The 19,225-nt window shown below is 43.8% G+C and carries 22 protein-coding genes; 9 read left to right on the plus strand and 13 right to left on the minus strand.

What is annotated here, in order from left to right; genetic code table 11:
• Nucleotides 1-34: 34 nt before the first annotated feature.
• Nucleotides 35-1,063 carry a dihydroorotase gene (gene pyrC, locus ACED60_RS05480; RefSeq protein ID WP_012600249.1) on the minus strand — a complete coding sequence of 343 codons (1,029 nt, stop codon included), beginning with the start codon at nt 1,061-1,063 and terminating at the stop codon, nt 35-37.
• 192 nt (nt 1,064-1,255) lie between these two features.
• Nucleotides 1,256-1,414, minus strand: a complete 159-nt coding sequence (locus tag ACED60_RS05485; RefSeq protein WP_008215717.1) for a YqaE/Pmp3 family membrane protein — start codon at nt 1,412-1,414, stop codon at nt 1,256-1,258.
• A gap of 218 nt (nt 1,415-1,632) precedes the next feature.
• Between ACED60_RS05485 and ACED60_RS05490 the strand changes: the two genes are divergently transcribed.
• Nucleotides 1,633-3,474: an MOSC N-terminal beta barrel domain-containing protein gene (locus ACED60_RS05490; RefSeq protein ID WP_371727097.1), complete on the plus strand. Its 1,842-nt coding sequence runs from the start codon at nt 1,633-1,635 to the stop codon at nt 3,472-3,474.
• A 107-nt stretch (nt 3,475-3,581) separates the two neighbouring features.
• Here ACED60_RS05490 and nadE read toward each other — a convergent pair whose 3' ends face one another.
• A complete protein-coding gene (nadE, locus tag ACED60_RS05495; protein WP_012600251.1) occupies nt 3,582-4,412 on the minus strand; it encodes an ammonia-dependent NAD(+) synthetase in 831 nt (276 codons plus the stop codon).
• Between the two features lie 109 nt (nt 4,413-4,521).
• Between nadE and ACED60_RS05500 the strand changes: the two genes are divergently transcribed.
• Both ACED60_RS05500 and ACED60_RS05505 read left to right on the plus strand, forming a co-directional pair.
• Nucleotides 4,522-5,043: a nicotinate-nicotinamide nucleotide adenylyltransferase gene (locus ACED60_RS05500; protein ID WP_009845745.1), complete on the plus strand. Its 522-nt coding sequence runs from the start codon at nt 4,522-4,524 to the stop codon at nt 5,041-5,043.
• 22 nt (nt 5,044-5,065) lie between these two features.
• The gene (locus ACED60_RS05505; RefSeq protein WP_009845744.1) at nt 5,066-5,557 is read left to right on the plus strand and encodes a hypothetical protein; all 492 of its coding nucleotides are present in this window, start codon (nt 5,066-5,068) and stop codon (nt 5,555-5,557) included.
• A gap of 122 nt (nt 5,558-5,679) precedes the next feature.
• On the opposite strand, the gene ACED60_RS05510 is transcribed toward ACED60_RS05505, so the two are convergent.
• Complete coding sequence (locus tag ACED60_RS05510; protein ID WP_017097078.1) at nt 5,680-6,306, minus strand: hypothetical protein; 627 nt, start codon at nt 6,304-6,306, stop codon at nt 5,680-5,682.
• Between the two features lie 175 nt (nt 6,307-6,481).
• Here ACED60_RS05510 and ACED60_RS05515 point away from each other — a divergent pair, with 175 nt between their 5' ends.
• Nucleotides 6,482-7,588 (plus strand): 1-acyl-sn-glycerol-3-phosphate acyltransferase, encoded by a 1,107-nt coding sequence (locus ACED60_RS05515; RefSeq protein ID WP_029223825.1) that lies wholly within the window; start codon nt 6,482-6,484, stop codon nt 7,586-7,588.
• A gap of 154 nt (nt 7,589-7,742) precedes the next feature.
• On the opposite strand, the gene ACED60_RS05520 is transcribed toward ACED60_RS05515, so the two are convergent.
• Complete coding sequence (locus ACED60_RS05520) at nt 7,743-8,342, minus strand: hypothetical protein (protein ID WP_017102755.1); 600 nt, start codon at nt 8,340-8,342, stop codon at nt 7,743-7,745.
• Between the two features lie 101 nt (nt 8,343-8,443).
• Here ACED60_RS05520 and ACED60_RS05525 point away from each other — a divergent pair, with 101 nt between their 5' ends.
• Complete coding sequence (locus ACED60_RS05525) at nt 8,444-8,746, plus strand: YnjH family protein (protein WP_009845740.1); 303 nt, start codon at nt 8,444-8,446, stop codon at nt 8,744-8,746.
• 36 nt (nt 8,747-8,782) lie between these two features.
• On the opposite strand, the gene ACED60_RS05530 is transcribed toward ACED60_RS05525, so the two are convergent.
• Nucleotides 8,783-9,082 carry a YfcZ/YiiS family protein gene (locus tag ACED60_RS05530; protein WP_009845739.1) on the minus strand — a complete coding sequence of 100 codons (300 nt, stop codon included), beginning with the start codon at nt 9,080-9,082 and terminating at the stop codon, nt 8,783-8,785.
• A gap of 529 nt (nt 9,083-9,611) precedes the next feature.
• Between ACED60_RS05530 and ACED60_RS05535 the strand changes: the two genes are divergently transcribed.
• Nucleotides 9,612-10,073, plus strand: a complete 462-nt coding sequence (locus ACED60_RS05535) for a TetR/AcrR family transcriptional regulator (protein WP_009845738.1) — start codon at nt 9,612-9,614, stop codon at nt 10,071-10,073.
• 392 nt (nt 10,074-10,465) lie between these two features.
• Here ACED60_RS05535 and ACED60_RS05540 read toward each other — a convergent pair whose 3' ends face one another.
• The 6 genes from ACED60_RS05540 to ACED60_RS05565 all read right to left on the minus strand — a co-directional run bounded on the left by ACED60_RS05540 (nt 10,466) and on the right by ACED60_RS05565 (nt 15,368).
• Entirely contained in the window at nt 10,466-11,248 is a 783-nt protein-coding gene (locus ACED60_RS05540) for a heme ABC transporter ATP-binding protein (RefSeq protein WP_135380731.1), read from the minus strand.
• A complete protein-coding gene (locus ACED60_RS05545) occupies nt 11,248-12,285 on the minus strand; it encodes an iron ABC transporter permease (RefSeq protein WP_135380733.1) in 1,038 nt (345 codons plus the stop codon). The genes ACED60_RS05540 and ACED60_RS05545 overlap by 1 nt, the downstream gene beginning before the upstream one ends.
• A 141-nt stretch (nt 12,286-12,426) precedes the next feature.
• Complete coding sequence (locus ACED60_RS05550; RefSeq protein WP_017097074.1) at nt 12,427-13,317, minus strand: hemin ABC transporter substrate-binding protein; 891 nt, start codon at nt 13,315-13,317, stop codon at nt 12,427-12,429.
• A 175-nt stretch (nt 13,318-13,492) separates the two neighbouring features.
• The gene (locus ACED60_RS05555; protein WP_009845734.1) at nt 13,493-13,906 is read right to left on the minus strand and encodes a biopolymer transporter ExbD; all 414 of its coding nucleotides are present in this window, start codon (nt 13,904-13,906) and stop codon (nt 13,493-13,495) included.
• Nucleotides 13,903-14,604: a MotA/TolQ/ExbB proton channel family protein gene (locus tag ACED60_RS05560; protein ID WP_135380738.1), complete on the minus strand. Its 702-nt coding sequence runs from the start codon at nt 14,602-14,604 to the stop codon at nt 13,903-13,905. The genes ACED60_RS05555 and ACED60_RS05560 overlap by 4 nt, the downstream gene beginning before the upstream one ends.
• Nucleotides 14,605-14,606: 2 nt before the next feature.
• The gene (locus ACED60_RS05565; RefSeq protein ID WP_371727098.1) at nt 14,607-15,368 is read right to left on the minus strand and encodes an energy transducer TonB; all 762 of its coding nucleotides are present in this window, start codon (nt 15,366-15,368) and stop codon (nt 14,607-14,609) included.
• Between the two features lie 161 nt (nt 15,369-15,529).
• On the opposite strand from ACED60_RS05565, the gene hutW reads away from it, so the two are divergent.
• From hutW to hutZ, 3 genes are all read left to right on the plus strand, one after another.
• A complete protein-coding gene (hutW, locus tag ACED60_RS05570) occupies nt 15,530-16,939 on the plus strand; it encodes a heme anaerobic degradation radical SAM methyltransferase ChuW/HutW (RefSeq protein ID WP_135380740.1) in 1,410 nt (469 codons plus the stop codon).
• Between the two features lie 58 nt (nt 16,940-16,997).
• A complete protein-coding gene (gene hutX / locus ACED60_RS05575) occupies nt 16,998-17,519 on the plus strand; it encodes a heme utilization cystosolic carrier protein HutX (RefSeq protein ID WP_122046203.1) in 522 nt (173 codons plus the stop codon).
• Between the two features lie 140 nt (nt 17,520-17,659).
• Nucleotides 17,660-18,190, plus strand: a complete 531-nt coding sequence (gene hutZ, locus ACED60_RS05580) for a heme utilization protein HutZ (RefSeq protein WP_122046204.1) — start codon at nt 17,660-17,662, stop codon at nt 18,188-18,190.
• A 53-nt stretch (nt 18,191-18,243) separates the two neighbouring features.
• On the opposite strand, the gene ACED60_RS05585 is transcribed toward hutZ, so the two are convergent.
• Nucleotides 18,244-19,158, minus strand: coding sequence for a chemotaxis protein (locus ACED60_RS05585; RefSeq protein WP_122046205.1), 915 nt, complete (start codon nt 19,156-19,158; stop codon nt 18,244-18,246).
• Between the last annotated feature and the right edge of the window lie 67 nt (nt 19,159-19,225).

The raw sequence follows: 19,225 nt of genomic DNA on the forward strand, positions 1-19,225 counted from the left end.
TTAAATGGAGGCGTTTACTTAACAGCCCAAGCGCTTATTTTACAGCCCAAGCAATCGTCTCGCCGCCACGGATTGGCACAACGATGTCTGAACCGAAAGGCATGGTTTCAGCAACATTCCACTCTTCTTTAACGAGCGTGATTGTGTCTGCATTACGTGGCATGCCGTAGAAATCCGGACCATTGTGGCTTGCAAACGCTTCCAAGTTCTCAATCTTGCCTTCTAAATCGAATACTTCAGCGTACAGTTCAACCGCAGCGTGTGCTGTGTAAGAACCTGCACAACCACATGCTGACTCTTTAGCGCCTTTCGCGTGTGGCGCAGAATCGGTACCCAAGAAGAACTTCTTGCTACCGCTTGTTGCCGCTTCGATAAGTGCTAACTGGTGTGTGTTGCGCTTAAGGATAGGTAGGCAGTAGAAATGTGGCTTAATGCCGCCAACCAGCATGTGGTTACGGTTGTAAAGCAAGTGGTGAGCTGTGATGGTTGCCGCTACGTTCTCGTTAGCGTTCTTAACGAAAGTCGCTGCATCTGCAGTCGTGATGTGCTCTAGAACGATCTTCAGGTTAGGGAAGTCGTTAACAATCGGTGCTAGAACCGTGTCTAGGAACTCTTTTTCACGGTCAAAGATATCAACATCGTGAGCCGTTACTTCACCGTGTACAAGCAGCAACATACCCACTTCTTGCATCGCTTCTAGTACGTGGTAGATCTTTTGAGCTGAAGTTACACCTGAATCCGAGTTTGTCGTTGCGCCAGCAGGGTATAGCTTCGCCGCTACAACAGCGCCAGATTCTTTCGCTTTGCGAATTTCATCAGGTGTTGTGTTGTCTGTTAGGTAAAGTGCCATTAGAGGCTGGAACTGTTCACTTGGCTGCTCTGCCATGATGCGTTCACGGTAAGCAAGAGCCATTTCGGTATCGGTTACCGGTGGGATGGTGTTTGGCATGATTAACGCTCGACCATTGTAGCGGCTGATATCGCGGACTGTATCTTTTAATACTTCGCCATCGCGTAGATGAACGTGCCAGTCGTCAGGACGAGTAATCGTAAGTTGTGTCATTGAAGGCTCCCACCATTTGAAGTGTTATGTAGTTGGAGCCTAAACTCAGCGAAATCTGTGAAAGCAATCGCTTACGTTTAGGCGACAGGATGATAGTGGAAAAGCACTTTCATTTCATCCTATTTTTAACTCTTCAGGGTTAGGAGCTTGTTTTTATGGATATTTTATTCGGTATCTATTTGTTAATAAGGGTTAGCGGGTGGCTACCCACAGACCATGGATCATTCCTGGAACCCAGAAGAAGAAGGTCAGGACGATGTTAATCAGCAAATCTTTACCTGCACCGCGAGCGAAGAACACACCAACGGGCGGAAGCAATACACATAAAATGATAATGACGAGTTTGTTCATGATAAATCCTTTTTATTCAATGAAAGTTCAATGCGATAACCGTGTTCATATTATAGAACGTATAGAGAGTGTTAATGCATTGCTGTCTTAATGTATACAAGGCAGTGATTTAAACATCTCAAGATATTAGCTTAGTATCAAGTGTTTAATGCCTGCCAGTTTATCTATTTATAACCATTTGTTAGCATTGGGACAAACAACAAAACATTGGAATCGTTATGTCGCAGTCACCTTTAGATCAAGCTCCCTCTTTATCTCAAATCAATGTGTTTCCGGTTAAATCAGTGGGCGGGATCGCACTCTCTTCTGCTTGGGTCGAAAAACAGGGTCTTACTTTCGACAGACGTTTTATGTTGGCACTGGCTGATGGCTCAATGGTGACAGCGCGTAAGTATCCGAAAATGGTCAAGGTATCTTCAAGCCTGCAACCAGACGGTTTGATCTTTACTTATGAAGGTAAAGAGCCGCTGCGTCTAAAGTATGCAAATTTCAAGATGCAAGAAGCACCAGCAACGGTTTGGAAAGACAATTTTACGGCTTACACCACCAATGATGAAGCCGATGATTGGTTCAGTGATGTGCTCGGAGTTCGTGTTGAGTTGCTGTTTTCTGGTGAGCAATCGAATCGAGTGCGTGAAAAGCTTGGCCATAATGTCAGTTTCGCTGACGGCTATCCAATGTTAGTGATCAGCCAAGCCTCTCTAGATGAGCTTAATCGCCGCAGCCCTGAAGTTCACTCTATGGATCAGTTCCGGACCAACTTTGTTGTTTCGAATACAGAAGCTTTTGCTGAAGATGGTTGGAAGCGTATCCGTATCGGTGAGGTTGAGTTCGAAGCGGTGAAGCCTTGCGAGCGTTGTATCCTAACGACAGTTGATGTTGAGCGTGGCGAATTTAGATCAACAAAAGAGCCTCTTAATACCTTCTCTACATTCAGAGCTAACGAGCGTGGTGGCGTTTTCTTTGGTCAGAATCTTGTGGCTAAAAATGAAGGTTTGGTTAAAGCGGGTGATGTGGTTGAAGTACTCGAAACCAAAGAGAAAGAACACTATGAAGACACTTGGGTTGAGTCGTTACATTTAACGTGTGTTGAGCGTGAAGAGATCGCTCGTGACTTTACGACCTTTTGGTTAGAGCCTGCCAAAGAAAACCATTCATTGCCAAGTTATCAGCCAGGGCAACATCTGCCGATTGAGATGGTGATTGATGGCGAGAAGGTTTCTCGTCGTTACACGTTATCTTCTAGCCCTTCACGAGCGGGTCGTTTAGCGATTTCAGTGAAGCGAGTGGACGATGGTCAAATCTCTAATTGGTTAAATGATCACTTCCAAGTGGGTGATACTCTAGTTGCTCAGAATCCAGATGGTGCGTTCTACTTAGAAGCGAATCCAACTCATCCGTTACTGCTTTTGTCTGCAGGCAGCGGCATTACTCCAATGCTATCGATGCTTCGTTACTTAGCCGACCATGGTCAAATTGATGATTTGGTTTTCTACCATCAATGCAGCAGTGAAGAAGACATCCCTTATCAAGCTGAAATTGATAAGATCGCCAGTGAGCATGCGGGTTTTCGTGTGATTTATTCATTAAGCCAACCAACCAAAGAGTGGGATGGTTTATCTGGGCGTCTAAGCGTGTCGCATGTCGCTAAAATTGAAGATCTACACAAGCGCCAAGCGTTCGTGTGTGGCCCTGACGGCTTTATGGATAATGCAAAGAAACTGTTGATTCAAATGGGACTCAACCCTCAGCATTACCATCAAGAAGCGTTTGGTGTGGCTCAATCGACCGAGGAAGCGGTGAAGCAACTGCAGTTAAGTGTGAACGGCTACCTGTTCGAAGGTAATAATCAATCAACCTTGCTAGAGCAAGCAGAGTACGCGGGGGTATCTATTGCTTCAAGTTGTCGTGCGGGTTTCTGTGGAGCGTGTAAAGTGACGCTTGAGTCCGGACAAGTTCATCAACCGGATGTCCCTGCATTGCAAGATCATGAACGTAATATGGGGCAGATCTTGGCGTGTTGTAGCGTGCCTCAAACCGATATCGAAGTTGTCGATTAACGACTCGTTAGATCATTAAGAAAAACGCATTAAAAAACACTAAATAGAAAAAGCCGGAAGTTCGTAAATGAGCTTCCGGCCTTTTTGATTCTGAGCTAATTCAAAAATTAATCGTAGATCGTTGGGATTGGTTGACGCTTGTGCTGTGTTGCTTTGTAGATGCCAACTAAGCGATCGGATACGTCTTGAGAAACGGCTTTGCCTTCAAGGAAATCATCGATCTGATCGTAAGAAAGGTTCAATGCTGCTTCATCGGCTTTCTGTGGATCAAGCTCTTCTAGATCAGCAGTGGGTACTTTCTTAACAAGTTGCTCTGGAGCGCCCAACGTTGCTGCAAGCTCACGAACTTGGCGTTTGTTCAAACCAAATAGTGGTGCTAAATCACATGCGCCGTCACCGTGCTTAGTGTAGAAACCAGTGATGTTTTCCGCTGAGTGGTCAGTACCAATCACAAGACCGCCAACGTAACCAGCAATCTCGTATTGTGCGATCATGCGAGCACGAGCTTTCACGTTGCCTTTCACAAAGTCGATTTTTGCTGAATCTGTTGGTAGTAGACCTGTGCCTTCAAGAGCAACGTGAGATGCAGCGTGAAGCCCATCAACACCCGCTTTAATGTTGACAGAAACAGATTGAGAAGGCTGAATGAAAGAGAGAGCAAGCTGTGCTTCGTCTTCATCTTTTTGTTCACCGTAAGGTAGACGAACCGCGATGAATTGGTACTCGTCGCTACCAGCGCTTTCATTTAGGCTATCAACGGCCATCTGTGCCAAGCGGCCACAGGTTGTTGAGTCGACACCACCACTGATACCAAGGATCAGTGATTTGCATCCTGACTGTTGAAGTTTCGTTTTGATAAACTCCACACGACGAGTCACTTCGAAGTGAGGGTCAATTGAAGGTAGTACGCGCATTTCGTCACGAATTAACTGTTCCATTCGTATTCCTTTCCTGCAAGCAAATTAAAAATCTAGTGTTATCATACCTAAATCATCCGATTTAAAAACCTCTTTGCACAAGCTTAGAAAGAGAAGGCAGTAATAAGTAATGGAAAAAATAGCCATTTTCGGTAGTGCGTTTAATCCACCGAGTTTAGGGCATAAAAGTGTGATTGATTCATTGGCTCACTTTGACAAAATCCTGCTCGTTCCAAGTATTGCCCATGCTTGGGGAAAAGAGATGCTAGACTTTGATACGAGATGTCAGTTAGTTAACGCATTTATTAGCGATCTTTCATTGGAGCAAGTGGAGCTTTCTTTGGTCGAAAAGAGCCTATTTACTCCAGGTGAAAGCGTAACGACTTATGCGGTGCTCAGCGCACTTCAGAAGTTACATCGTGATGCGGAACTCACGTTCGTTATAGGTCCTGACAACTTCTTTAAGTTCTCATCTTTTTATAAATCAGATGAGATTACTGAGCAGTGGTCTGTAATGGCTTGCCCTGAAAAAGTGAAAATTCGTAGTACTGATATCCGCAATGCGCTGATAAGTGGAAGCGATGTTGCAAAACTGAGTACAAAGTCAGTTACAAAGATATTGCAAGATAGTGGACTGTATACAATAATGTAGATTCACTCACTCAAGAGGTCTGATGACTATGCTAAAGCGCGCGATACCAGCGACGATGATCATTGCAGCATGCAGTTTACCTGCATATGCTGAGTGTGATTTTTTTAGCCTAGATTCGGTAATGCTGACTTCTGATGACGAAAATAGCTGTTTAGACTTTTCTACGAGCCTTGAAGCTTTCGGCCAAAGTATGTTGGAGCTTAGTGGGTTAAGCGAACCAGAACCTCAAACTAAGCCTGATTACTGGTCTGATTGGGTTATTCAAAGCAAAGATGCGCCTTTGTTAACTCAGAGCCTTGAGTCTAACTATGTTGGTCTCGGTATGTGGTTTCCAGAAGAGCTGGAAGATGAACAGTATAATATGTCGACAGAAGAGTGGTTGATGAACCATGGTCTTCAGCTGAGCATAGGTTTTGGTGATAAAGTAGAAGGGCAGCCGCGTATGCGTTTTGATTACCGTTGGCATGACTCTAGTGATGCAGACTTAATGATGCAGGTTGAGCTGCCATTCTAGACAGGTAGTTCATTCTTTTCTGTCTAAGTGCTAAGAATTAAAAAAGCCGCGAAAACTGAGTTTTTGCGGCTTTTTAGTATTTGGCTTGCTAGTTTTAATACCAGCTCTCACTTACCGCCAAGCTATAAATCTTCACCAAACACGAGCATGCACAGTTGCTCGAACTCTTCTTCTTTACCTGAGAACAGGTCATCAATCACAAGAGTACGTTTCTGACCTGATTGCATGCGTTTCTTCGCCTCGCGCATTACCATCACCAATGTGTGCTCTTGCGGTAAGTTCGAATCATCAACATTCCACTGATTGAATCGCTGAGACAGAGCACTTTCACAAAGCAGTGGTTTAAACGACAACACTTCTTGCTTCAATACAGAAAGCATATCTTTAAACGCTTGCTCAGTATTATTCGTTTTTAGACTACGAGACTTAGTAACTTCTAGCTTTTCTAGCAACGCAGAAGAGAGGTTCGTTTGCGTGACGTATCCCGCTTGTCTTGGGAATGAATCCGTCAAGCGCACAGAAAAGTCGACACGATTGACCTGTGTGTTTGGAAAGTAGGTCAGTGATGTTAGGCAGTCATATGGAACCCAGACGCTCTGACCTGGCTCGACGGCATACTCTTGTTTGCCCAGCTTAATCAAAACCAAACCACTTTGAACCGATACAAGGCTATGCTTAAGTACTTTTTTGCGTGGTGTAATCACCAGGTGTGAAAAGTAAGCCGATGTATATTCAATAGCGAAGTTCATAGATAGTACCTTAGTCTTGGGGCGTCAAGATTACCGTTAATCTTAAAGAATGCCAATAATAACAGGGCATTTTCGATGTTTCTGGTCTGACCTTGTCAAAAGTATGGGCTCTGTAGCTGCGATAAGTCAAAACAACGCGTAGAATGAGCCAGCTTTTTATTATATGAATGAAAAAATGACCTCTCCAACCGATCCATATGTTGATATTCGTCCTTACGGCGATGATGAAATTCCAGCGGCACTAAACCGTCTTATTAATGATGAAGAATTTATCAGTGCGATCTTGCACTATCGTTTTTCAAACCATGCGTCTTGGTTCAAAGCGTTAATGAGCCCGATCTTGCGAGTGTACTTGAAAATGAAATGGAGCAAGCTGACTAGCGTTGAATCCATTCAGATCGAAGTGAAAAAGTACTTACGCGATACGCTCGCTAAAACCACCAAAGGGGTGACATACACGGGTTTAGAGTCACTGGATGCGAACCAAGCGTACCTGTTTGTATCAAACCATCGTGACATTGCTATGGATCCAGCGTTAGTTAATTACGCTTTGCATCTGAAAAATCATCAAACTTGCCGTATTGCCATTGGTGATAACCTACTAAAGAAGCCATGTGCGACTGAATTGATGCGTCTGAACAAAAGCTTCATCGTAAAGCGTTCTCTAAAAGGGCCACGTGAAATGATGAAAGCGCTTGGACAATTGTCTTCGTACATTAAGCACTCTCTAGAAACAGGTAACTCTATTTGGATCGCTCAGAAAGAAGGTCGTGCAAAAGACGGCAATGACTTCACAGAGCCAGCAATTCTGAAGATGTTCCATGTTGAAGGGCGTAAGCAAAAAATCGTATTTCCTGAGTACGTGAAATCATTGAAGATCGTTCCTGTGGCTATTTCATACGAAAACGATCCATGTGACACCGCGAAAGCAATAGAGCTTTTTGAAAAAGACGTAAACGGCAGTTACGAAAAGGGTGAGTTTGAAGATATCGAAAGTATCATTCAAGGCATCATCGGTAATAAAGGGCGTGTTCATGTTGGTTTTGGTCAGGTTATTGACCAAGATTTCGATACGCCTGAAGCACTTGCTCAAGAGATTGACCGCCAGATCCATGATAACTACAAACTATTTCCTGTGAACTTACTGGCTGCAGAAAAAGAAGACGAGTCGATTACAGCTGCGGTGAAGCAAGAGTTTGAAGATAAACTATCGAGTTTGCCACAAGGTGCTCGTCAGTACTTGATCGATAGCTATGCGAACCCAGTGAAGAATATTGGTTAACGAGCGTTAGCAAACAAGTTCGTTGATTGAATTGAAAAAGGAGCCTAAGGCTCCTTTTTTTATAGCGGTATAGGTGTCTTTTTCTAAGTACTGCTATTACCGTCAATCAATCAATCAATCAATCAATCAATCAATCAATCAATCGAACGGCAGGTTAGCGAGCAACAGCACCACCAAGATCTAATTGGGTCGGCCACGTGGTAATCGTGTTACCACCTAGGTAGATATTGCCTTTGACCGTCATGGTATCGGGAAATTCTGTAATTGCAGATCCGCCAATATATAAATCGCCATCAACCACTATCCCGTTTGGCAGCTCAGTTAAAGGAGTACGGATCACACTTAGGTCTCCTTTCACTCTAAAGCCGTTGGGAAGCCGTATTAGGGGGGTATCAGTGAGGTTGATGAATCCACCCACTCTCACACCTCTTGGCCAACGGGTAATCTTACTTCCTATCAAGTCGGCGTAGCCTTTTATTTTTACGCCCGATGGAACTCGGGCTAGTAGGCTGTTACCGCCTTTAAGGCTTCCGTTAACTTCCAACCCTTTGGGAAGGCGAGTGATTGCGGTGTTTTCTATATTTAAATTGCCATCGACGACCAATCCTGTCGGTAGTGATGTATAGGGCTTATTTCGTAAATATAAGTTTCCGTAATTATCCAGATGGTTCAATATTTGATACTGATCGAGTGGTTCTGCAGTCACATTTGTTATGGTTAAAGAACCAATAATAAGTACAATTATTCGGAGCATAACAAGCTTCTTATTACGATAGACGTTAACACTATAATGAAAAAATTATTCTCGCATAGTGTTTTACTCATTTGTTGGTCGGTAAAAAAGAATAGAACACAATGAAAGGCGAATCTGTGATTGAAATAAAGCGTCAAATTCTAAAAGGCTTTGTGATTGTAACTTCTGTATTTTGTTCAGTATCAGCGAATGCTAATAAAATAATATCAACGCCCGCTAAGGCTGCAGTCGTCGTCACTCAGAGTGGTTCACAGCAACGAGTTTGTTATTATGATGATAAGGCCTATAGCCTAGGTGCGGTCGTTGAAGTTTCAGGGGTGTTGATTCGATGTGCTGCCGAAAACGATTTTGAGACCAATGGTGCTCTAGGGTGGATTGAGATTATAAAAAAAGACGAGAAATAAACTCGTCTTTCATTGGTATGAGTGTTGGTGCTTATATTAACGTGCTAGAGAGCGAGTCTTAAGTTCGAATATAATCTTCTCAGCACTGACTTCAAACTTAAAGCGAGCATTTAATTCTGTGCTTTCTTCTGTCAGTTCTGATGCTTCAAACTCAACGTTGCTAGACACTTGTTTAGCAAGCTCAACGTACTTAGCAAACTCAGTTTCAATGAGTGCTTTAGAGTTACCGTAAACCGTTACTTCGGCAACATCGTCGCCTTCTTTAATGATAAACCCGATTTCACCTGCGCAGCCGCAAGCCTCACATACATCATTGTTACCAATATCTTGGCTCATAAATAATCCTCTTACAAAGTCTGCGGTTATTCTAGCGAGCAATTTGAACTGTATCTACAAAAATCAAAATCTTTGAACTAATTTTTACTAGTATGCTATGCTGTTTGATAGGATATTTAATGAATATGTATATTCGCGACGATAAATATGTATGTGATTAATATCACGTTTTCCTGAAGAGGTACGTTATTTATTTGTCAGAATATCATTCACTTAGTTGCGCCAGGATTGATTTTATAAGAGTATCTATCGCTTGACAGTTATTTATACAATGAATTTTTCGTTGGGTATTTCATATTCTAAGTAGTTATTTAAACTTATCGACTTAGGATTGTAAGGTGATTTTCGAAGAATAATTAAACAAAGTGCCCAAAGAGGCAACACTGTAAAATTGTTCGTACAAAGTATTTGTGGGTATTTAATGGAAATACTTGCGAAAAAATACCTTGCTCACATAATGCTGATAACGATTTTCATTCTGACTTCACTCGGTTGAGTTAGATGGATTTACAAAGAGAAGAACCTGAATATGCCAAAGCGTAGTAAAGAAGATACAGAAATCACGATCCAGAAGATCATGGATGCCGTTGTAGACCAACTATTGAGATTGGGTTACGACAAAATGTCATACACGACGTTGAGTCAACAAACAGGCGTTTCTCGTACAGGTATAAGTCATCACTTTCCAAAGAAAACGGATTTTACTGCTGCTCTAGACGGTCGTATTTTCAAGATGTTCATGGAACACATTGACTTTGAAAATGGCCTTGATGCATTTTCGGCTAGCTGGGTTGCTGCACTTGAAGATGCTGAGTTCCTAGCGATCTTACGTTTACTTTTCCATCATATCGTTACTGCTGAGAATGCACATGAGTTCGCGGCAAACGGTATCGACCGCTTGTACAAGCTAACTGAAACTCAGTTTGGTGATGCTAGTGGTAAAGAATTAGAGTGGTTGATTGGTAAATCATTGATTCATATGAGCCAATAATCAACACGCAATAAAAGAAGCTCCTGAGGGGGCTTTTTTTGTACCTGTAGTTTCACTTTTCTTCCTTTTTTCTCTAGCTCTCACACCGTTGTCGTTATCTTGTCTTTGTGCTGAGTAAGGTTATTTCTTTTCTTTTTAGATGATTAGGGTTTCGCCTGCATTTTACTGAGTAACTAAAAGCTTACTAACATTAACTGATGGTGTTTATTTCTAGAGCCTCAAACGTTCAAGGTGAGCCGTTTTAAGGGGTATTGCCATGGTAACTAACAAAATTGATTTTAAGGCGAGAGAGGGACTGTGAGACAATAAAAAGCCTCGAAGAAATCGAGGCGGTGAATGGTGTGGTTGTTAGAGAAAGCGAATACTCAAAACGAACCTGTTCTTAATCGAGCTTATTGTGCGGGATGAACCTGGGGGAAGTTCATGGTTGGGTGCTTTTCGACAATACTTGTGTAGCCGTACACATCTTCAATCATCGAAGGCTTAAGTGCTTCCCAAGGGCAGCCATCGCAAACTAAGTTTCCCTCTTTCAAAACTATCAATCGATCTGAGTATTGAGCGGCTAGGTTTAAGTCATGTAAAACTACGATAACCGCTGCGTTGTGGTTGTCGGCTAACTCTCTCGCGATCTTTAACGTGTTGTGCTGATGGGCAAGATCCAGTGCTGATGTGGGTTCATCAAGCATCAAGATACATTGGTCACCAGAATAGTGAAGTTGGGTTAGCACTCGAGCCAAGTGAACACGCTGTTTTTCACCGCCAGATAGAGAAGGGTAGAGCCTTTTGCTTAGGTGAGACACATCGGCAACATCCATTTTCTGGCTAGCTATGCTAGTGAGCTTCTTGTTGGACTCTTGCAACGGGATACCACCAAGCTCGACAACTTCGTGTGCCAGAAAAGGGAAGGTCAACGTACTATGTTGAGGAAGCATCGCCAAGTGCTTAGCCAACTTTTGAGAAGACCACTTGTCTTTGGTGTGTCCAAAATACTGAATATCACCAGTGCTCGATATCTCCTGACATAAAGCTTTGAGCAGCGTGCTTTTACCTGCGCCATTTGGCCCAAGCAGTGTAGTCACCTTTCCCGCTTCAATCTCAATAGAAACGCCATCTAAAATCACTTTGCTGTCGAACTTCACTTCGATGTCGGTTGCTTTTAACGCTGCAGGAAACATTAAAGGATTCTCCCTTTCTGTTGAAATAGTAGATACAAGAAAAATGGAGCGCCGATGATCGCCGTGACAATGCCTACTGGTAGCTCTGCTGGTGCAAGTACGACGCGTGAGAACATGTCTGCAGCTGTTAGTAATAACGCGCCTAATACCGCAGACAATGGGAGTAGTACTCGATGATCTGGGCCCGCCAACATGCGGCCTAAATGAGGAATAACCAGTCCGATGAAGCCAATCATGCCGGACAAGCTAACCGTGATACCAACGCCTGCCGCAGTAAGTAGAATGAGCTTTCGCTTGAGTTTCTGTACTGGGATGCCAAGGTGTTGTGCTTCTGATTCGCCCAGTAATAGAGCATTCAATGACATCGCTTGGCGGTAGAAAACAACAAACAATCCAACGAGTGTGACAGCAGCAAGTAAAATGCCGGACCACTTAGCGCCCGCCAAAGACCCCATCGACCACAACGAAAGATCACGTAGCATTTGGTCATCAGCAATGAAATTCAAGAAGCCAATACCTGCGCCTGACAATGCACTGATCGCAACACCCGCTAATAACATGATGGTCACCGAGGTACCGAATTTTCCCGTACCTAGCTTATAAACTAGCAGGGTGGTTAAAGCGCCACCTAAAAAGGCAAATACTGGCACGGCCGCAAAGTTCATAAAAGCAGGGTATTGCAGTGAAAGTTCAGAGAAAAGAACAATAGCCAACGCCGCGCCTAATGCAGCTCCGGCAGAGACGCCGATGATCCCAGGTTCAGCAAGCGGGTTTCTAAATAGCCCCTGCATGACGGCACCACATAATGCGAGAATCGCGCCTATTAGCATACATAAGATGGTTCTCGGTAAACGGATCTCTTGAATCACCAAATTGATGTGGGGAGCTAAGTCATTGCTGAGTTGGAATAGGCTAGCTGCGCTGTCAGCTAAGCTTATGTCCATAGGCCCAACGGTGACCGAGTACAGCGCGGTTAAGACTAGGATAGCGCCGAAGCCTAACATCGATGTTTTTAGTGGGACGGATCGTAACAACATAAAGAGCCTCAATGTCTATCACTAGCTTCAATCCTCGTAGCCGACTTTACGAAAGCGACGCGGTAGTGAGGATTGAGCAAGTAACAGTAAAAATAGGGTAGTGAGTTATAGCGGGTAGATAAGTTATAACGGGTAAATAAGTTATAGCGGATAGATAAGTGCGTTTATTCGCTTTGCTTCAGAGAGGCTTTCAAGACCAAGCCCTCCAACTAGAGCGCTGCCCTTTACGGTAATGATTTGCTTGTTCATGCCTGCTGGCGTTGCCGCTAGCATAGGTAACGATTTAAGAATGGCATCAGCGCCGCCTATTTTCTGGTAGCTACGGCCGCTCACTAAGATGACATCAGGCTGCATTTCAACGAGTGATTCCATCGACAGTGGTTTGTAAGAGGTCAGGCTTTTAGCCGCAGGGTTAACACCACCAGCCAATTCAATGATCGCGTTGGGTGATGTTTCACCGCCAGCAACATTTGCAGGACGGCCTTCATGCAGTAATAGGAACAGAACTTTCTTCGCTTCGTTGTTGGGTACTTGGTTAGCTTTCAGTGCCGCAATTTTTTGATTCACTTCGGCTTTCACTTGCTGTGAGTGAGCTTCGGTATGGGTAATCTTTGCAATTTGGTCGATACGCTTTAGCAGCCCTTCAACGTTTGCTTCGGTGTTAACGATCTCGACATCGATACCCACAGATTTTAATTGAGAAATGGCGTTGTCTGGCCCCATCTCATCTGAGCCGATGAGCGTCGTTGGCGATAAGGCAATCAATCCTTCTGCAGAAAGGTTTCTGTGATAACCAATCTTTGGCAGCTTTTTTGATTGAGGTAAGTGACTGGTCACATCAATTGCAATCAACTGCTCTTCAGCACCCAGAGCAAGAACTAATTCGGTAACGGCGCTGCCAGCACTGATGATTCTAAGTTGTTTTGCGTCGTCAGCATTGGCGATAGGTGCTGCAAGTACCAACCCCATCGCGGCGATTGCGAGTAAATGTTTGTTGTTCTTTAATTTATTGAGCACTTTTAAGTCTTTCATAATAATTTATTTGTACTTTCTTTTGATGGAGAGTAATCGCGAAGATGCTTTGTGATCAGCCTGTCCGCATGTTGAATTTGAATCGATAGAGAGCTGGCTTTGGTTATTTGGTCTTATCAATAAAGAGTCCAATCTCATAAAAGGTGCTAGGTCTCATGAAAATTTAAGAGTCGTTCTAGCCTTCCTCCGTGAGTAATTGGGTTGCTGGAATACCGTTTTCTTGTAAGAACGACAACAACTTCACTAAGTTCTCGACGTTAGCTGCTTTATCGGCGCCAATGATGATCGGTTTCTTATCCGATGTGCCTGTTTCTTCTAACAGTGCGATCTTGAAGTTTTCCCAGTCGATGTACTCTTGGCCGTTGATCGCCCAGTAAGGTTCGTGATCTAAGATATTGACGCTAATCGAATCTTTATGAACTTCAGAAACGTTTTTAATATCAGAACTCGGAAGCTCCACTTCTAATGACTCCAACTTCACTGATGCTGTCAGTAGAAGGAAAACCATCACGATAAATATAATGTCCAGTAAGGGTGTTAAATCCGGAACTAAGCTCTGTGTTTGAGATGAGTGGGGCGTTTTAATCATGCTCGGCTCACATCACCGATAGAGGCTTTGCTGACGGGTGTACCTTGAGTATCGTCAGACTGATTCGTTTGAATCGACATGCCTTCTAGCCAAACATTCACATAATTCAGAGTGTGTTCTAACTGAGCTAGCACTCGATCGGCCCATAACCCGAGTAGTTGAGCTCCTGAAATAGCAGGAAGCGCAATCATCAAACCCGCAGCAGTGGTTCTCATTGCTAATCCAAGACCGTCTGCCAAATCATTAGGCGTGATGCTGCCTGTTGTAGCGGCAACGCCTTTAAACATCTCAATAAGCCCAAGTACCGTGCCAAGCAGGCCAATTAGCGGGCTGATGACGCCGATCAAGCCAAGCAGTCTTAAACCTGCGTGAAGCTGGTGGCGTTTCTCTTGTAGCCAAATCCCTGCTGCATCTTCACGTAAACCTTTTGAGAAAGAGTGGTGAGCAAGCAGCATCGACACGCCCTTGTACAGAAGAGGTCGTTTACCAGAAATAGATTGTGCTAATGCTTCGATTTCTTTGCTATTGGTTGGTGAAATCTGATTGAGCTCATGACGAATAGCGCGTTTGCCAACCCCAATGCTTAGCATGACTTGGAAGATACGCTCTGCGATGATCATTGCTGTTAATGCTGAGCAGATAAGAAGAGGCCATGTCATTAGGCCAAGTTGATCTTGTAAGTAACTGATTTGTTGCATGGTTAATCCAACTTAAAACGAACAGGTATTTGCACACGGTGAGCAATTGCTCGACCATTTACAGTATGAGGTGAGAACTTCCATTTCTTAATGGCTTTCAAGGCTGCGTTGTCGAGCATTAGTGCGCCTGATGAGTTGACTAATGCCTGTTTAATTTGTTTTCCTTCAGCGTCTAACCAGACCTCATAAGTTGCGACACCTTCAACGCCTCGGCACCTTGCTTGGCGTGGGTAGCTTGGTGGTGTTGGACGAGCTGTAAAAGAGGGCCTAGTGATTAACAACGGCTCTTGGTTAGATACGCCTTGGTTAACTTGTCGAGGTTGGTTGGCGGACTCGTCCATATTTTTATCGACTTTTTTGTCGGCCATCTTTTCTGGTTGAGTCACCGGTTTTTTTTGAATCGGCTTCTTCTCGACTGTCTTCTCCACAACCTTTTTCTCTACTTTCTTGGGCTGAGGCTTATTGGTGATCGCTTTTTTCTTTGGTGCAGGTTTGGCTTGCTTTGGCTCTACTGCTTTCGGTTCGACAGGTTTAGGTTCTGGGTGTGAGACCGTTTCCTTGATTGGCTCAAGCTCAACTGGCTCTGTAACGGTTTTTTGCTGAGCGTGCGAGGGAACGCTCTTTGGAGTGAAGTTGATCGATACCGTGTTCGATTGGCTACCTGCAGGCATTGCAAAGACTTTGGATTCTTGAGCGACAAATAACATCGCCGCATGAATCACTAACGATGCACCGCCTGCAATAACATATCTAGGAACGTTCACATTCAATCCTTCACCAAATCTAAAATATGTATCGGATTATTGCTTAGAATCTAAATAAGATCAATTATCAATTGCATTATCATTTGCGTCTATTTATGATTCTCTCAGTTTTAGCAAACAGTCTTCCAGGCTTTGCTATATAAGTGTTTAGAAGGGGTTATATGAGCGTTGATATATATAAGTTTGACGAATCAATTCTGGGCATTTCTAGCCCAGACCCACTTCGTTTTGCATTTGCCAAAAAGCAATCTGCACATGCTGGGGGAAGCTCAATCCCGGTCGACCCGAGCAAGAAATTGGAAATCTTTGATGAATTGATGCTGAGTGAAGGAAAGAAACAGGATAAACGTTGTTTGTATATCCATATTCCTTTTTGTCGCGTGCGTTGTACGTTCTGCAATTTCTTCCAAAATGCCGCAAGCCGTAAATTAGTGGATGAGTATTTTGATGCACTGATGGTTGAGCTAAAGCAAAAAGCTAAAACCTCTTGGGCTCAGTCAGGACTATTTCACGCCGTCTATATTGGTGGTGGAACACCCACCGATTTATCTCCTCTACAAGTTGAGCTGTTAGGCAAGGCTATTCGTCAATACTTCCCATTAGCGAACGATGTGGAAATGACCTTAGAAGGGCGTATTAATCGATTTGGCGACGAGATGTTTGATCGTTCGCTGGAAGGTGGCTTCAATCGTTTCTCATTTGGTATTCAAAGTTTCAATACTCAAGTTCGACGCAGTGCTAAGCGCTTGGATGACCGAGAAGTTGTGTTGGAACGTATCAGTTCACTGAGTCGCACTGAACAAGCGCCTATCGTTCTTGATTTGCTATACGGGTTGCCACACCAGTCTATGGAAGTGTTTCAACAAGATTTAGAAGACTACATGTCGACTGGCGCACACGGTATTGACCTCTACCAACTGATTGTTTCAGGCAACGCGCCTATGCTTAATCTTGTTGAGAAAGGAAAAATCCCACCACCGGCTAATACGCCAGATAAGGCGAGTATGTACTTGGCGGGCGTTGAGTTCATGGCAAAGCACAAGGTTAAGCAACTGAGCGTGAATCACTGGACTCGTGATAACCGCGAACGCAGCATTTACAACAGCTTAGCGAAAACTTATGCCGAAGTTCTACCCATTGGTTGTGGCGCTGGTGGCAACATCGGTGGTCATGGTGTGATGCAACATCGAACTTTAGACAGCTACATGGAGTCTATAAAGCAAGGTCAATTGCCAATAGCCATGATGACCAAGCAAAGCTCACTAGAGCCAATCTTCTCTTCATTGAAAGCCGGTTTTGATTCTGGTGTTGTAAGAAGAAGTACGTTGCCGAGTTTTATGGGGCAAGACACGTTTGACTACCTGAAGCCTCTGTTTTCACATTGGGAAAAGAATGGCCTAGTTGATCTTTCGGAAGATTACCTGAGCCTGACTATAGCTGGCAGCTTCTGGGCGGTAAGTCTTGCACAGAGTGTGATTCAAGTGCTTAACACTGAGTATCAGACCTTGCATCCAGCACCAACTGCCTCTGGCTTGGGTGCTCACCCGCATGCAAGTTTGAAGCACGCTTAATCTCGAATTTTTAGTTTATAACTTACGTAAATCACTCGTTTATACGGAAACTTATTCAATGACAGATACAACATTCGCAATGACAGAAACTTTAGAACAACGTGTCGCACGCATTCTAGAAGAAGAACCAAAACTGCTTCCTACAGCGATTGCTGAGAAGCTAGGTGTTTCAGAGGTTGAAGTTGTCGCTGCTTTTCCTGGAGACATGGCGGTGATGTTAGATGGCAGCCGTGCTCAAGATATTCTAGAAGGTTTGGTAGGTTGGGGCCCAGTGACCACAATTATGCATTCATTTGGCTCAATCTTCGAAGTAAAGGCGCCGTTCCCTAAAGGCAAAGTCGCGCGTGGTTACTACAATCTGATGGGTAAAGAAGGCGAGCTGCATGGCCACTTAAAACTGGATAACATCAAACATATTGGTTTGGTGAGCAAGGCGTTCATGGGGCGAGAAAGTCATTACTTCGGTTTCTTCAGTGAAACAGGCGAGAACATTTTTAAGATCTACCTAGGTCGCAATGAAAAGCGTGAACTTATTGCCGACCAAGTTGAACGCTTTAACGCACTAAAAGAAAAAGCTTAACCAGACTTAACGGCAAGCTTAAATAAGGTTGCTAACTCGTTTAAACAGAACATCAATGCTCGAGGATCGTTTAGTTCGCTAATGATCGCTCAACCTCGAGCAAAATAATAAATCAGAGAAAGTGAAGAAAGGAATTACCAATGGAACAGCAAGTAAAACAAGAACGTCTACAAGGTCGCCTAGGTCCAGAAATTAAAGAATTTCGCCAAGAGCGCCGTACCCTTCAACTTGCAACGGTTGATGAAGAAGGTCGCCCGAACGTAAGTTACGCGCCTTTCGTACAGAACCAAGAAGGTTACTTTGTTCTAATTTCTGACGTTGCTCGTCATGCTCGTAACTTAAAAGCGAACCCACAAGTCTCTTTGATGATGATCGAAGATGAAGAGAGCTCTAAGCAGCTTTATGCACGTAAGCGTCTAACCTTTGATGCACAAGCAAGTGTTGTAGAGCGTGAAACGGAGCTTTGGACTCAAGTTATTGGCCAGATGCAAGAACGTTTTGGTGAGATTATTGATGGTTTAAGCCAACTTCAAGATTTTTCTCTATTCAACCTTAAAGCAGAGAGTGGCCTGTTCGTAAAAGGTTTCGGTCAGGCATACCAAGTATCTGGCGACGACTTAGTGGATTTCGTTCACCTGCAAGAAGGTCACAAAAAAGTGTCTAACGAGTAAGCTCGTTTAACGGATTACTTTAGGAGCCCTCTAATGTGAGGGCTTTTTTGTGTCTAAGCAGTCATAGCCGCGTCGTTTAGGACTTTCGCTCCGCGCAACATGGCTTCGATTAATTCGCCTGCATTGAATTTCTCTAGCGCTTCATGTGCTCCCACCTGATTGGCTCGGTCAACACATATCTCACTGGATAGTGAAGTATGTAAAATACAGTAGGCATGACTGAGTGCGCTGTCGTTTTGTACTTCAAATGCAAGTTCATAGCCATCGAGTCCGGGCATCTCGATATCACTCACGAGAAGATCAATTGCAGTGCCTTTGCTAGCTTCACGGCGCATCAGGTCAATAGCATCTAAACCGTTGTTACAAATGCTATAAGGGATGTTGATGCTGTCTAAGGCATCAGACAGCTGCTTTCGTGCAATCAAAGAGTCATCAACCAGTAGAATATTCAGCGCTTTTAGGCGTTCTCTTTCGACATCAGTCAGCATCGGAATATGTGCGTTTTCATAAGCAGGGTAAATCTTAGAAAGTAATAACTCTACGTCGAGCATCTGCACGATACGATCTTCAAAACGTGTAATGCCGGTAACAAACACATTGGTTCCTACACTTGCGGGTGGCGACTCAATACTCTTCCAGTCACATTCAATGATTTTATCAATCGAACGAACCAAGAATGCTACAACGGTTCTTAAGCAATCTGTCACGATGAGCACACAGTCTTGGTATTCAGTCGGTGTGATCGGCCGAAACCCAATAGCTGCGGACATATCAATAACTGGAACCGTAAGATCGCGAATCGTGACGGTACCAATCACATGGTGATGAGAGTAAGGGATTTGGGTCATTGGCTGGAAAGGAACGATTTCTCTGACCTTAAGCGTGCCTATCGCAAAACTTTGAGTGAGGGATAACTTGAACATCAGCATTCCCTGTGACTGACTCGCTTTACTTATCGGTTTGGCCATAAGTGGCTCCTACTTAATACGCGCTTAATCTATAAGGATTAATTTAAAGGGAAATGGCATCCGCAGC

This window comes from Vibrio sp. 1F279 (genome assembly GCF_041439815.1).
In the GTDB taxonomy this organism is placed as follows: Bacteria; Pseudomonadota; Gammaproteobacteria; order Enterobacterales; family Vibrionaceae; genus Vibrio; species Vibrio tasmaniensis_A.